This is a genomic window from Pseudomonas sp. GW821-FHT01A09, assembly GCF_058986725.1.
The window spans coordinates 73,407-86,575 of record NZ_JBYSWB010000019.1 but is presented as its reverse complement, the minus strand read 5'-3'; the positions used below and the strand labels follow the sequence as shown (position 1 = coordinate 86,575).

The following is a 13,169-nucleotide window of genomic DNA, read 5'->3' as shown; positions in this document are numbered from 1 at the left end:
TCAGTCTTGTTGGCGGGATTTTACTGGGCCTAGGTGCTTTACTAGTGTCTATTAGCCATCCACCCAGTGGAGTCGCGCCATGAACATCAGCGCCAGTACTGCCTACAGCTCCGGCCTGTCTGCCATCCAGACGGGTATGACGCGCCTGGACCAGGCCTCCAGCGATATCGCCAACAGTGCGTCCGCCACCAGCCAATCGTCGAATTACCAGGCTGAGCGCCTGCGCGGTGTCGACCGCAGCCAGCTCGACCCTGCCAGCGCGGCGGTGGAAATGCTCCAGGCGCAGATCCAGGTGCAGGCCGGCACCAAGGTCGAAAAGGCCGCCGATCAAGCGCTCGGGTCGCTGATCGATATCTACGCTTGATTACAGCGCCCTTGCTCGGGGGCGTCGTTCATCTGCAAGCCCCTCGCTTCGCTTGCCGTCTGTCTGATCTCTGCCTTTGAATCGCTAACCGATGCTGCCCGCCAGCCGCTCTGCCGCGCCCGCGACAAAGTGCCTCTTGCCATCGGCCGCCGAGCGACGCTTGACAATCGGGGTGGCCGAAACGTATGTTTCAAACACCTGTTTGACCTGCGCGGAAATCCTTCCCCGTTCCGCAGCGGCTATTGACCCTCACCAAGTTCATCAGCAGAGGTTTATCGCTATGCCTGACTACAAGGCCCCCTTGCGTGACATTCGTTTCGTCCGTGACGAACTGCTCGGGTACGAAGCGCACTACCAGAGCCTGCCAGGCTGCGAAGAAGCCACCCCGGACATGGTCTCGGCCATCCTTGAGGAAGGCGCCAAGTTCTGTGAACAGGTGCTGGGCCCGCTGAACCGCGTGGGTGACACCGAAGGCTGCACCTGGAGCGAATCCGGGGTGAAGACGCCGACCGGCTTCAAACAGGCCTATCAACAGTTCGTCGAAGGCGGCTGGCCGAGCCTGGCCCATGACGTCGCCCACGGTGGCCAAGGGCTGCCGGAGTCCCTGGGCCTGGCGGTCAGTGAAATGGTCGGCGGCGCCAACTGGTCGTGGGGCATGTACCCTGGCCTGTCCCATGGCGCGATGAACACCATCTCCGCCCACGGCACCCCTGAACAGCAAGAGGCTTACCTGACCAAGCTGGTCACGGGTGAGTGGACCGGCACCATGTGCCTGACCGAATCCCACTGCGGCACCGACCTGGGCATGTTGCGCACCAAGGCCGAGCCGCAGGCCGATGGTTCCTACAAGATCACCGGTACCAAGATCTTCATCTCCGCCGGCGAACACGACATGGCCGAGAACATCGTCCACATCGTGCTGGCGCGCCTGCCCGATGCCCCGGCAGGCACCAAAGGCATCTCGCTGTTCATCGTGCCGAAATTCCTGCCGAGCATCGAAGGCAGCCTGGGCGAGCGCAACGCGGTCACCTGTGGTTCCATCGAGCACAAGATGGGCATTCACGGCAACGCCACCTGCGTGATGAACTTCGACGCCGCCACCGGCTTTTTGATCGGCCCGGCCAACAAGGGCCTGAACTGCATGTTCACCTTCATGAACACCGCGCGCCTGGGCACTGCGCTGCAAGGTCTGGCACACGCCGAAGTGGCCTTCCAGGGCGGCCTCGAGTACGCCCGCGACCGCCTGCAGATGCGCTCGCTGACCGGCCCCAAGACACCCGACAAGGCCGCCGACCCGATCATCGTGCACCCCGATGTCCGGCGCATGCTGCTGACCATGAAGGCCTTCGCCGAAGGTAACCGGGCGATGGTCTACTTCACCGCCAAGTTGGTGGACATCGTCAAGTTCAGCCAGGACGAAGAAGAGCGCAAGCGCGCCGATGGACTGCTGGCGTTCATGACCCCGATCGCCAAGGCGTTCATGACCGAGGTCGGTTTCGAGTCCGCCAACCACGGCGTGCAGATCTACGGCGGCCATGGCTTCATCGCCGAGTGGGGCATGGAGCAGAACGTGCGCGACAGCCGCATCTCGATGCTCTACGAGGGCACCACCGGCATCCAGGCGCTCGACCTGCTGGGCCGTAAAGTGCTGATGACCCAGGGCGAAGCGCTCAAGGGCTTCACCAAGATCGTCCACAAGTTCTGCCAGGCCAACGAAGGCGTCGAGGCGGTCAACGAGTTCGTCACGCCGCTGGCGCAGCTGAACAAGGAGTGGGGCGAGATCACCATGAAGGTCGGTATGGCGGCCATGAAAGACCGCGAAGAAGTCGGCGCCGCGTCGGTGGATTACCTGATGTATTCGGGTTATGCCTGCCTGGCGTACTTCTGGGCCGACATGGCACGCCTGGCGGCGGAAAAACTCGCCGCGGGTACCACCGAGGAGGCCTTCTACACCGCCAAGCTGCAGACCGCGCGCTTCTACTTCCAGCGCATTCTGCCGCGCACTCGCACACACGTGGCGGCCATGCTGTCCGGTGCGGGCAACCTGATGCAGATGGATGAAGAGGCCTTCGGCCTGTCGTACTGAGTCCACGTTCATGTAGCGAGGGGGCAAGCCCCCTCGCTACATGAGCGGTTTGGCGAAAAATCCTAAACCTTTCTGTTTTCCGGCCGATACACGTGCAGGCACAATGCCATGTATGTTTTGACGGCCGGAGTTTTGCCTTTGCCGCGTTTATCTGCTGCTCGAATCAGCCACTTCCTGCCCTCGCTGCTATTGCTGCTGGCCGGGCTGGCGGCGGCCTATGTGCGCGACCTGAACGTGTTCTTCACATCGCTGTTCAACGTCCTGCCAACCCTGGTGCTGCTGCTGGGTGGCGCCTATTGCGCGGTGTATCGCCGCCAGCGCGAGCTGTTCCTGATGGTCACGGTGTACATCGCCTACTATCTGCTCGATACCCAGACCGACTTCTACCGCGACAACGGCACACTGCGCACGGACGCGGCGGTGGTCTTCCATCTGGTCTGCCTGTTGCTGCCGATGCTCTATGGGCTGTTCGGCGCCTGGGCGGAGCGCACCCATCTGTTCCAGGACATCGTCGCGCGCTGCGCGGTGTTGCTGGCCGTGGGCGCGGTAGCGCTGGGGCTGGAGCAGAGCTTTCCGGTGGCGCTGCTGGACTGGCTCGCGGACATCCGCTGGCCATCGCTGCACGGCCAGTGGATGAGCTTGATCCAGTTGGCCTACCCGATGTTCTTCATCGCCTTCGTGGTGCTCACGGTGCAGTACCTGCGCTTCCCGCGGCCCTTGCATGCCGCGCAACTTGTGGGCCTGGTCGGGCTGTTCTGGGCGCTGCCGAAGACTTTCATCCTGCCCTTCACCCTGAACATTCTGTGCAGTCAGGTGATGCTGATGATCGCCGCCGCAGTGGCCCACGAGGCCTATCAGATGGCCTTCCGCGACGAGCTGACCGGCCTGCCGGGGCGTCGCGCGCTCAACGAACGCATGCAGCGCCTGGGGCGCAATTACGTGCTGGCGATGACCGACGTCGATCACTTCAAGAAATTCAACGACACCCACGGTCACGACGTCGGCGATCAGGTGCTGCGCCTGGTGGCCAGCAAGCTGTCGAAAGTCAGCGGCGGCGGCCGTGCCTACCGTTATGGCGGCGAGGAGTTCGCGCTGGTATTCGCCGGCAAGACCCTGGAGGAATGCCTGCCCCATCTGGAAGTGATACGTGGGGTGATCGCCGCCTACAACATCCAGCTGCGCAACCCCGATCGTCCGCAGGATGACCAGCAGGGTCGCCAGCGTCGGGCCGGATCGGCAGCGACCAGCGTGTCGGTAACGGTGAGTATCGGTGTGTGCGAGCGCATGCCCGAGCAGCGCACCCCCGAGGAAGTCCTCAAGGCCGCCGACCAGGCGCTGTATGCCGCCAAGGGTGCGGGCCGCAACTGCGTGATCAGCTATGGCCAGAATCGCCGTGGCGCGGTGCGTACCCCAGCCACCGCCTGACCGCCGCTCTGTAGCGAGGGGGCTTGCCCCCGATTCGGCCAGTCTTGAACATTGCTGATGCTGCGGCGATTTTCGGGGGCAAGCCCCCCCGCTACAGGTGACTGGGTGGTCACAAGTCGACGCTATGTCTCCGAAAAGTTGTTGGGCTACACTGCCCTGAATCGACTTTTCCAGCTCTGTTCTCTAGAGGTTGCCATGGCTGACTACAAAGCGCCGCTGCGCGATATGCGCTTCATCCTCAACGAAGTTTTCGACGTGTCCAGCCAGTGGGCGCAGTTGCCGGCCCTGGCTGACGTCGTGGATGCCGATACCGTCGAGGCGATTCTCGAGGAGGCGGGCAAGGTCACCAGCAAAGGCATCGCGCCGCTGAGCCGCGCCGCCGACGAGGAAGGCTGCCACTGGCACGAGGGCGCCGTCACCACGCCTGCCGGCTTCCTGCAGGCCTATCGCACCTATGCCGAAGGCGGCTGGGTGGGCGTGGGCGGCGACCCGCAGTTCGGCGGCATGGGCATGCCCAAGGTGGTGTCGGCCCAGGTCGAGGAAATGGTCAACTCCGCCAGCCTGTCGTTCGGCCTGTACCCGATGCTCACCGCCGGTGCCTGCCTGTCGATCCTCGCCCATGCCAGCGAAGCGCTCAAACAGGCTTATCTGCCCAATATGTACGCCGGTGTGTGGGCCGGTTCCATGTGCCTCACCGAGCCCCATGCGGGCACCGACCTGGGCATCATCCGCACCAAGGCCGAGCCCCAGGCCAACGGTACCTACAGGGTCAGCGGCACGAAGATCTTCATCACCGGCGGTGAACATGATCTGACCGAGAACATCATCCACCTGGTACTGGCCAAGCTGCCCGACGCGCCGGCTGGGCCGAAGGGCATCTCGCTGTTCCTGGTGCCCAAGTTCCTGGTCAACGACGACGGCAGCCTGGGCGAGCGCAACACGGTCACCTGTGGCTCCATCGAGCACAAGATGGGCATCCAGGCCTCGGCCACTTGCGTGATGAACTTCGACGGCGCCGAGGGCTATATAGTCGGCGAGCCGAACAGGGGCCTGGCGGCGATGTTCACCATGATGAACTATGAGCGCCTGGGCGTGGGTATTCAGGGCCTGGCCTCGGGCGAGCGCTCGTACCAGAACGCCGTGGAGTACGCCCGCGATCGCCTGCAAAGCCGTTCGCCTGCCGGCCCGCAAGCCAAGGACAAAGTTGCCGACCCGATCATCGTCCACCCCGATGTGCGCCGCATGTTGCTGACCATGAAGGCCAGCAACGAGGGCGGCCGGGCGTTTTCATCCTATGTGGCGCTGCAACTCGACCGGGCCAAGTTCTCCGAGGACGCTACCGAGCGCAAGCGTGCCGAGGACCTGGTGGCCTTGCTGACACCCGTGGCCAAGGCCTTCCTGACCGACCTGGGGCTGGAAACCACCGTGCACGGCCAGCAGATTTTCGGCGGTCACGGCTACATCCGCGAGTGGGGTCAGGAGCAGCTGGTGCGTGATGTGCGCATCACCCAGATCTACGAAGGCACCAATGGCATCCAGGCCCTCGACTTGATGGGCCGCAAGGTGGTGGGCAATGGCGGCGCCTCGTACAAGATCTTCGCCGAAGAGATTCGCTGGTTCGTCGCGCAAACCGGCGGCGAGATGGCCGAATTCACCAAGCCGCTGAGTGCTGCACTGGACAACCTCGACCAGCTCACCACCTGGGTCATCGAGCAGGCGCTGCACAATCCCCAGGAAATCGGCGCGGCCTCGGTGGAGTACCTGCAGGTGTTCGGCTACACCGCCTATGCCTATATGTGGGCCTTGATGGCGCAGGCAGCGCTGGGCAAGGAAGGCCAAGAGGCGTTCTACGCCAGCAAGCTGGGCACCGCACGGTTCTTCTTCGCCCGGTTGCTGCCACGGATCCATTCGCTGACCGCCTCGGTCAAGGCCGGTAGCGGGTCCCTGTACCTTCTGGACGCCGAGCAATTCTGAATGGTGTAAGTCATGGCTTACAACATGTGGTGCTGATCGCCTATTTCCACAATCAAGCCCACTGGGTATCTTTAACTCACGGATGTAGCGCAGGAAGCGCCAAGGAAATAAACGGAATCACCCGCCAGGACGGTGGGACAGAAAAGGATGTCTTGGGACACATACTGCAAAACCCCGCTCAGGCGGGGTTTTTCGTTTGGGCGGGTTTTACCCCACCGCGAGCGTTACCGGTTTGCCTATCCGCGCCAGCATCCCCACCAGCGTATCGAGGGTGAACTTCGCCGTTTTTTTGTTTATCACGTCCGAGACCCTCGGCCGGCTTACACGCAGAGCCAGTGCGGCGTCAGACTGCTTCAGATGATTGACCTGGATCCAGGTAGCCACCTCAGTCATGAGCTGTACCTTCAATCGACGGATATCTTCGATTTCATTCTGGGAAACGGCTTCCAGTTGCGCCGCTTCTTTTGCCGGGAAGCCAAGTTCCAAAAAGATATTGCTACCGATTTCAGTTATGTGACTGATCTTCACCTCATCGTCCATTTTTTATCCTCTGTTCATCCTGGCTACGGCGCCATACCGCCGAGAAATGATCTGCATGTCATGTTTGCACAGCGCTTGGGTCTTTTTTTGAAAGCAGTGAAGTACGTAAATTGCTTCCGGGAATTTGGCTACGAAGACGACCCTGAAAATCCCCTCGGCGCCGCTAAGCCGGATTTCAATGATCCCGGAGCCGATGCCGCTCAGGGCTTTCCAGTCTTCAGGGGATTCGCCCGATTCGACCTTTGCGAGCTGGAAACCAGCCTGCCTGCGAATAGGCGCAGGAAACTGCAGGATGTCTTCGAGGGTGGTATCCAGCCATAGGATACGCTTGGAATTCGTCATGCTGACCGCCGTGCGTATAAAATTTTATACGTTGCAGCGCTGCATGCAAGCGTCATCGCTGGAAAAAATGTAACAAAAGGATGGGGCGCCATCTTCATAGGCCTCTCCTGAGCGGAAAGGCCAAAGACTAAAGATCAAGCCCAGGCGCGAATGTCAGGAGCAGGCTTGATCTTTTGTAGGAAGGGTCTGCTTCTAGCCAGGCTCAACGCTTGGCGATGATATACACCGCATGGATGATGCCGGGGATGTAGCCGCACAGGGTCAGCAGGATGTTGAGCCAGAAGGCGCCGCCGAAGCCGACCTGCAGAAACACGCCGACAGGGGGCAGGATGATTGCGAAGATGATGCGAATAAGGTCCATGGTAGTGCTCCAAAGGTCGTTACTCTAATGACCTTTGGCGCGCGAGAAGATTCCGACGATCACCGGCAACCCGCTATTGCTCAATCACTTGCAGCACACAGCGTAGAAAAAACGCCCGAACCTAACCTGTCCGGCTCGGGACGTTGCGCGATAACGCAAGACGGTATTCGTGGACCTGATAAAGCGCTTAGGGTTTTGCGCCAACGCCTAGGATGATGCGGCAGGGCGTATCGCGGGCAGAGCCCGCTCCCACGGAGTGGGTTGATCTGTGTGGGAGCGGGCTCTGCCCGCGAAGCGCGCCAGGGCTTCAAGGCCATCGGTATGGGTGCGCACGACGAAGGCCGGCTGCCGGAAGCCATGACTGCGGTCCTGGTCGACAATGACGATATCGGCATGGACGTCCCAGCTACGTTCCAGCGCCAGTGGCGGGTGCTGAGGGCTGCCATCGATGATCAACAGAATATGCAGGGTGCGGCACAGGCTGGCTGCCGCGCGGCAATACTCGGCGGTCATCCCCCCGCAGCCAGTATCCAGAACGATGGCCGCGGTGTTGGCGTCCACGGTGGCATTGAGTGCAGGCAGGTCGTCAGCGCGCAGCTGCGACGGCTTATCACCCACATACAGAATCCCGCTATTGCGGCGCTTGCTCTGACCCCAGCGGCGCGCCAGATCGAGCGCTGCCTGGCGGGCCGACGCGAGGCTGGGTCGTGGCCAGATCAGCGTTGCCTGGTGGCCGGCGGTGCTTGCTTCGCGGGCAGAGCCCGCTCCCACAGGGGGGACCAGGTGCATGGGTGGGGTGAATTTGTCGGTGTAGAGGTTGTCAAGTTGGCGGGATGCCGCAGGGACCTCAAGATCCGCTGTAAAACGACGCAAACTGAATAGACTCATTCGCTCAGGCCTATCTAAATGCTAATCGGCAAAGGCGCAGTAAAATCGCTGCGCGGGGCGTTTATGTGTCTCAGCCCCTTTGATTGCCGATAGACTAGGCCGCTGCTGGCAACGGCTCCATTTCGATTTAGCAGTATTTTTGATAAGTGATGCTTATGGATTTCAAGCAGCTGCGGTATTTCGTCGCGGTCTATGAAGAGGGGCACGTTGGCCGCGCGGCCGAGCGTCTGGCGTTGTCGCAGCCGGCGCTCTCGCAACAGATTCGCCAGCTCGAACACAACCTCGATGTGAGCCTGTTCGAGCGCAGCAACAAGCGCCTGTTGCCGACCCTGGCCGCCCACACCCTGTACAACCACGCCGTGCCATTGCTCGATGGGCTGCAGCGAGCGCGCGAGGCGTTGGGCAACTTCAAGGGCCAGGCGGTGCGCACCCTGGCCATCGGCGTATTGCAAACCGTGCATCCGAGCCTGGTGCCGCAATTGCTCGAAGGCGTGCGCAAGGCGCAGCCCCATCTGGTGGTGCAGATCTACGAGCTGTCGGGGCTGGAGATCGAGCGGCGGCTGCTCAGCGGCGTGCTGGATATCGGCATTGGTTACCTGCCGCCGCGCCAGCCGGGTTTGCATGGCGTGCTGCTCTATGAGGACGAGTTGCAGGTGGTGATCCCCGAGGAGCATCCGCTGCGCGAGTTCAAGAAGGTCTCGCTGGCGCAGGCGGTGGACTTGCCGATGCTGCTGTTGGGCGAAGAATTTCAGCTGCGGCAGATCTGGCAGGGGCAACTGGCCAATCTGGGGCGGCGCCCGCAGGTGCAGGCCGAGCTCAACACCATGGCGGCGATCCTCGACAGCCTGCCCGGTACCGCACTGGCGACGGTGCTGCCGGGCCGCGCGCGGGTGGCGCAAGAGGATGCGGGGCTGCTGTGGAAGCCCCTGAGCGAGCCACGCGTGCCGCTCAAGGTCGGGCTGGTGTATCGCGATGCGCAGCGCCAGCAGGCGTCCGTACAGTTATTGCAACAGGTATTGGAATCGCGAGCCCCCCACCTGTAGCGGGGGGGCTTGCCCCCGAAAATTCTCAATCCAGTCGCTGAGTCGGAGTCGGGTTGGATTTTTCGGGGGCAAGCCCCCCCGCTACAGGGATCAAGCCATGATGCGGCAGTAAAACTTCCACTCCTCTTCCAGCGCATGGGCCAGGTTCGCCGCCTGGCGAAAGCCATGGCGCTCCTCGGGATAAAAATGCCCTTCAGCCGGCAAGCCGTTGCGCTGCAAGGCGTCGAGCATGCTGCGAGTCTGCTGGGGCACCACCACGGCATCCAGCTCGCCCTGAAAGAAGATCACCGGCACCTTGATGCGCTCGGCATGCAACAGCGGCGTGCGCGCCTCGTAACGTTCGCTATCAACCTCGGGATCGCCGATCAGCCAGTTCAGATAGTCACTCTCGAACTTGTGCGTATCCCGGGCCAGCGCCGCCGGGTCGCTCACCCCATACAGGCTGGCGCCGCCGCGAAACACATCGCGAAACGCCAGGGCGCATAACGTCGTATAACCGCCCGCACTGCTGCCGCGAATGAACGCCCGCCGCGCGTCGATCAACCCCAGCGCCGCCAGATGCTCGACCGCCGCGCAGGCATCCTCGACATCGCTGACGCCCCAGTTGCCCTGCAACGCCTGGCGATAGGCCCGGCCGTAGCAGGTGCTGCCGCGGTAGTTGATGTCGGCGACGGCAAAACCGCGCTGCGTCCAGTACTGGATACGCGGCTCGAACACCGGGTAGCAACTCGAAGTAGGCCCGCCATGAATGAACACCAGTAAAGGTGGCAGCGCTTGCGGGCTGGCCGGCGGATAGAAAAAACAGTGCGCCTGGCCATCGCCACTGGGATAGGCGTGCGGCTGCGGCACGCTGATGTGCTCGGCGGCCAGCGGCGCTTCGCCACCGGCCAGCACTTGCACCTCATGGCTGCGCCGATCGATGGCGATCACCGCAGAAGGACAGGTCGCCGAGGCAGCGATGGCATAGAAACACGCGTTGTCGGCCGCCAACTGACGGAAGCGGCTGAACTCGCCGGTGTAGTCGAGCGTCGAGCCGTCGGCGTCGTTGCACAGCCCGAGGCGGGCGAAGCCATTCTCGAACCAGCTGGCCAAGTAGGTGTGGTCGGCCAGCGGCAGCCAACTGCTGGCGCCCAGTTGCCAGGGCGCGCCGGCATGATCGGCGGCCTTGGCGGGCAGCGCATGCCAGCCGGCCGGGCTCTCCCGCCAGGGCTGCCAGAAGCCATTACGGTCGGACAGGCACTGCACCCGACCTTGCTCGTCGATGCGCGGCTGTTGCAGGGATTCGGCGTGCGCGCCGTCGCCCGCAAGGCAGTAGGGCTTGTGCCAGCCGCGACCGTCGAGGGTGCGTTCGGCGCACATCAGCCGCGTTGCAGTCCAGGGCTGCTCGGGGTGCGACCACTCGATCCAGGCCAGCCGCGAGCCATCCGGACACAGCACCGGGGCGGCGTAGAAATCGGCGCCCTCGGCCAGCACCTGACGCGCGCCTGCTTCGGCATCGATGGCCACCAGGCGATGGATCGGATAAGGCGCGCCGGGTTCCTCCTCGACCGCCAGCACCTGGCCGTCGGCGAAACTCAGGTCGCCGTAGCGGCGTATGTCATGGGTGAGGGGATGGGGCGCGCTGCCATCGAGGGCCTGGCGATAGAGCTGCTGATCGCGCTCGTTGACGAACACCAAGGCGTCTTCAGCCAGACAGAACGAGCCGCCGCCGTATTCATAGACGCGGCTGCGCACGCTGAAACCCTCGGGTGTCAGGCAGTGCGCCTGGTTGCCTTGCCATTGCCAGATACGGGTGGCGCCGTCGCTGGGGCGGTATTCGCTCCAGAACACCCCGGCCGCGCCGATACGCAGCTCGGCGAAATCGGTGGCGGCGGCGACGGCCTGTGCGGCGCTGAACAGCTCAGCTTTTGGCGATGAGACGGGAGTTTCGTTCATTGCGGAAGGCCAGTTGGTCGATAGTCGCAGTCGCGTGTTCGGCCTCCTCCCGCGCCCGCAGAATGATGCCGTGATCGACTGATTTGCTGCACACCGGGTCTGCATTGCTGGCATCGCCGGTAAGCATGAACGCCTGGCAGCGACAGCCGCCAAAGTCCTTTTCTTTTTCATCACAGGAGCGGCACGGCTCGGGCATCCAGTCATAGCCGCGAAAACGGTTGAAACCGAACGAATCGTACCAAATGTGCTGCATGCTGTGGTCACGCACATTGGGGAACTCGATCGGCATCTGCCGCGCGCTATGGCAAGGCAGGGCGGTGCCGTCGGGCGTCACGGTAAGGAACACGCTGCCCCAGCCGTTCATGCAGGCTTTGGGGCGTTCCTCATAGTAGTCCGGGGTGACGAAAATCAGCTTGCACGGATTGCCCGCCGCCGCCAGACGCTCGCGGTATTCGTTGGTGATGCGTTCGGCGCGCACCAGTTGGTCCTTGGTCGGCAGCAGCCCTACGCGGTTGAGTTCGGCCCAGCCGTAGAACTGGCAGGTGGCGAGCTCGACGAAGTCCGCCTCCAGGGCGATGCACAGCTCGATGATCTGGTCGATCTTGTCGATGTTGTGCCGGTGGGTGACGAAGTTGAGCACCATCGGATAACCGTGGGCCTTGACCGCCCGGGCCATCTCGAGCTTTTGCGCGAAGGCCTTTTTCGAGCCGGCGAGCATGTTGTTGACCTGCTCGTCGCTGGCCTGAAAGCTGATCTGGATGTGGTCCAGGCCGGCTTTCTTGAAGTCGCTGATCTTCTGCTCGGTGAGGCCGATGCCGGAAGTGATCAGGTTGGTGTAGTAGCCCAGCTGCCGGGCTTCGCCGATCAGTTCGGCGAGGTCCTGGCGCACCAGCGGTTCGCCGCCGGAGAAACCCAGCTGCGCGGCGCCCATTTCCCGTGCCTCGCGCATCACCTTGACCCACTGCTCGGTGCTCAGCTCCTTGCCCTGCCTGGCGAAATCCAGCGGGTTGGAGCAATACGGGCACTGCAACGGGCAGCGGTAGGTCAGCTCGGCGAGCAGCCACAGCGGCAGGCCGACGGGCGGGGTCGGTGGAATGTGGGGCTGATGGGGCAAGTGGGACTCAGCGAAGCTCGATCCAGTGCTCTGCACGAGCGACCTCCATGAATTGCTCGATGTCGTCGCCCAGTTCCGGAACATCCGGGAACTGCGCGGCCAACGTCGTGATGATGGCGGCAACGTCGCGCTGGCCGTCGATCAGACCGCCGATCAGGGCTGCGCTTTCGTTGAGTTTGATCATGCCTTCGGGGTAGAGCAGCACATGGCCTTTCTGCGCCGGTTCGTACTGGTAGCGGTAGCCTTGGCGCCAGTGCGGCGTCTTGCTGCGATCGAAGCTCATAGCGGGATTCCTTTGTGCCAGACGCGCTGGTCGGTGACGCTGTGATAGGGCGGGCGGTTCAGCTCGTAGGCCATGCTCATGGCGTCGAGCATGCTCCAGAGTATGTCCAGTTTGAACTGCAGGATTTCCAGCATGCGCTGCTGGCCGGCTGCGGTGGTGTAGTGCTCCAGGGTGATCGCCAGACCGTGCTCGACATCGCGGCGTGCCTGGCCCAGGCGCGTGCGGAAGTATTCGTAGCCGGCCGGGTCGATCCATGGGTAGTGCTGCGGCCAGCTGTCGAGGCGCGATTGGTGGATCTGCGGCGCGAACAGTTCGGTGAGCGAGCTGCTGGCGGCTTCCTGCCAACTGGCGCGGCGGGCGAAGTTGACGTAGGCGTCGACGGCGAAGCGCACGCCGGGCAGCACCAGCTCCTGGGAGCGCAGTTGGTCCGGGTCCAGACCCACGGCCTGGCCCAGACGCAGCCAGGCTTCGATGCCGCCGTCCTCGCCGGGGGCGCCGTCGTGGTCGAGCAGGCGCTGGATCCATTCGCGGCGGATCTCGCGGTCCGGGCAGTTGGCGAGGATGGCCGCGTCCTTCAGGGGGATGTTGACCTGATAGTAGAAGCGATTGGCGACCCAGCCCTGGATCTGTTCGCGGGTCGCGCGGCCTTCGTACATCGCCACGTGATAGGGGTGGTAGATGTGATAGAACGCGCCCTTGGCGCGCAGGGCCTGTTCGAACTCGGCCGGGGTCATGGGTGTGTCGGTCATGCTGTTCTCCCGCAGAAAACTGTCTTGATGGCTGCCCTGTAACCTGTAGCGAGGGGGCTTGCCCC

At 62.9% G+C, this 13,169-nt stretch carries 13 protein-coding genes; 5 read left to right on the top strand and 8 right to left on the bottom strand.

Features of this window, described 5'->3' with window-relative positions; genetic code table 11:
* The first annotated feature begins 79 nt into the window (after positions 1–79).
* The 4 genes from AC3WJP_RS20325 to AC3WJP_RS20310 all read left to right on the top strand — a co-directional run bounded on the left by AC3WJP_RS20325 (position 80) and on the right by AC3WJP_RS20310 (position 5,849).
* A complete protein-coding gene (locus AC3WJP_RS20325; RefSeq protein ID WP_493722389.1) occupies positions 80–364 on the top strand; it encodes a pyrroloquinoline quinone biosynthesis protein PqqE in 285 nt (94 codons plus the stop codon).
* Between the two features lie 280 nt (positions 365–644).
* The gene (locus AC3WJP_RS20320) at positions 645–2,450 is read left to right on the top strand and encodes a phenylacyl-CoA dehydrogenase (RefSeq protein WP_493722388.1); all 1,806 of its coding nucleotides are present in this window, start codon (positions 645–647) and stop codon (positions 2,448–2,450) included.
* Between the two features lie 138 nt (positions 2,451–2,588).
* Positions 2,589–3,875: a GGDEF domain-containing protein gene (locus AC3WJP_RS20315; protein ID WP_493722387.1), complete on the top strand. Its 1,287-nt coding sequence runs from the start codon at positions 2,589–2,591 to the stop codon at positions 3,873–3,875.
* Between the two features lie 195 nt (positions 3,876–4,070).
* Positions 4,071–5,849 (top strand): acyl-CoA dehydrogenase C-terminal domain-containing protein, encoded by a 1,779-nt coding sequence (locus AC3WJP_RS20310; protein ID WP_493722386.1) that lies wholly within the window; start codon positions 4,071–4,073, stop codon positions 5,847–5,849.
* A gap of 207 nt (positions 5,850–6,056) precedes the next feature.
* On the opposite strand, the gene AC3WJP_RS20305 is transcribed toward AC3WJP_RS20310, so the two are convergent.
* From AC3WJP_RS20305 to AC3WJP_RS20290, 4 genes are all read right to left on the bottom strand, one after another.
* Positions 6,057–6,389 (bottom strand): helix-turn-helix domain-containing protein, encoded by a 333-nt coding sequence (locus AC3WJP_RS20305; RefSeq protein WP_493722385.1) that lies wholly within the window; start codon positions 6,387–6,389, stop codon positions 6,057–6,059.
* 3 nt (positions 6,390–6,392) lie between these two features.
* Complete coding sequence (locus AC3WJP_RS20300; protein ID WP_493722384.1) at positions 6,393–6,731, bottom strand: type II toxin-antitoxin system RelE/ParE family toxin; 339 nt, start codon at positions 6,729–6,731, stop codon at positions 6,393–6,395.
* A 202-nt stretch (positions 6,732–6,933) separates the two neighbouring features.
* A complete protein-coding gene (locus tag AC3WJP_RS20295; RefSeq protein ID WP_493722383.1) occupies positions 6,934–7,092 on the bottom strand; it encodes a YqaE/Pmp3 family membrane protein in 159 nt (52 codons plus the stop codon).
* 207 nt (positions 7,093–7,299) lie between these two features.
* Positions 7,300–7,980 (bottom strand): hypothetical protein, encoded by a 681-nt coding sequence (locus AC3WJP_RS20290; RefSeq protein ID WP_493735687.1) that lies wholly within the window; start codon positions 7,978–7,980, stop codon positions 7,300–7,302.
* Positions 7,981–8,135: 155 nt separating this feature from the next.
* Between AC3WJP_RS20290 and AC3WJP_RS20285 the strand changes: the two genes are divergently transcribed.
* Positions 8,136–9,023, top strand: coding sequence for a LysR family transcriptional regulator (locus AC3WJP_RS20285; protein WP_493722381.1), 888 nt, complete (start codon positions 8,136–8,138; stop codon positions 9,021–9,023).
* Positions 9,024–9,113: 90 nt separating this feature from the next.
* Here AC3WJP_RS20285 and AC3WJP_RS20280 read toward each other — a convergent pair whose 3' ends face one another.
* Genes AC3WJP_RS20280 through pqqC form a run of 4 tightly spaced genes read right to left on the bottom strand, consistent with a single transcriptional unit; the run spans position 9,114 to position 13,104 of the window.
* The gene (locus AC3WJP_RS20280; RefSeq protein WP_493722380.1) at positions 9,114–10,958 is read right to left on the bottom strand and encodes a S9 family peptidase; all 1,845 of its coding nucleotides are present in this window, start codon (positions 10,956–10,958) and stop codon (positions 9,114–9,116) included.
* A complete protein-coding gene (pqqE, locus tag AC3WJP_RS20275; protein WP_493722379.1) occupies positions 10,924–12,108 on the bottom strand; it encodes a pyrroloquinoline quinone biosynthesis protein PqqE in 1,185 nt (394 codons plus the stop codon). The genes AC3WJP_RS20280 and pqqE overlap by 35 nt, the downstream gene beginning before the upstream one ends.
* The gene (gene pqqD, locus AC3WJP_RS20270; protein ID WP_493722378.1) at positions 12,080–12,355 is read right to left on the bottom strand and encodes a pyrroloquinoline quinone biosynthesis peptide chaperone PqqD; all 276 of its coding nucleotides are present in this window, start codon (positions 12,353–12,355) and stop codon (positions 12,080–12,082) included. Before pqqD ends, pqqE begins: the two co-directional genes overlap by 29 nt.
* Positions 12,352–13,104: a pyrroloquinoline-quinone synthase PqqC gene (gene pqqC, locus AC3WJP_RS20265; RefSeq protein WP_493722377.1), complete on the bottom strand. Its 753-nt coding sequence runs from the start codon at positions 13,102–13,104 to the stop codon at positions 12,352–12,354. The genes pqqD and pqqC overlap by 4 nt, the downstream gene beginning before the upstream one ends.
* Between the last annotated feature and the right edge of the window lie 65 nt (positions 13,105–13,169).

Coding starts and splice junctions, on each gene's coding strand:
- AC3WJP_RS20325 (WP_493722389.1), top strand. CDS start 80: ATGAACATCAGCGCCAGTACTGCCTACAGCTCCGGCCTGTCTGCCATC.
- AC3WJP_RS20320 (WP_493722388.1), top strand. CDS start 645: ATGCCTGACTACAAGGCCCCCTTGCGTGACATTCGTTTCGTCCGTGAC.
- AC3WJP_RS20310 (WP_493722386.1), top strand. CDS start 4,071: ATGGCTGACTACAAAGCGCCGCTGCGCGATATGCGCTTCATCCTCAAC.
- AC3WJP_RS20305 (WP_493722385.1), bottom strand. CDS start 6,389: ATGGACGATGAGGTGAAGATCAGTCACATAACTGAAATCGGTAGCAAT.
- AC3WJP_RS20300 (WP_493722384.1), bottom strand. CDS start 6,731: ATGACGAATTCCAAGCGTATCCTATGGCTGGATACCACCCTCGAAGAC.
- AC3WJP_RS20295 (WP_493722383.1), bottom strand. CDS start 7,092: ATGGACCTTATTCGCATCATCTTCGCAATCATCCTGCCCCCTGTCGGC.
- AC3WJP_RS20290 (WP_493735687.1), bottom strand. CDS start 7,980: ATGAGTCTATTCAGTTTGCGTCGTTTTACAGCGGATCTTGAGGTCCCT.
- AC3WJP_RS20285 (WP_493722381.1), top strand. CDS start 8,136: ATGGATTTCAAGCAGCTGCGGTATTTCGTCGCGGTCTATGAAGAGGGG.
- AC3WJP_RS20280 (WP_493722380.1), bottom strand. CDS start 10,958: ATGAACGAAACTCCCGTCTCATCGCCAAAAGCTGAGCTGTTCAGCGCC.
- pqqD (WP_493722378.1), bottom strand. CDS start 12,355: ATGAGCTTCGATCGCAGCAAGACGCCGCACTGGCGCCAAGGCTACCGC.
- pqqC (WP_493722377.1), bottom strand. CDS start 13,104: ATGACCGACACACCCATGACCCCGGCCGAGTTCGAACAGGCCCTGCGC.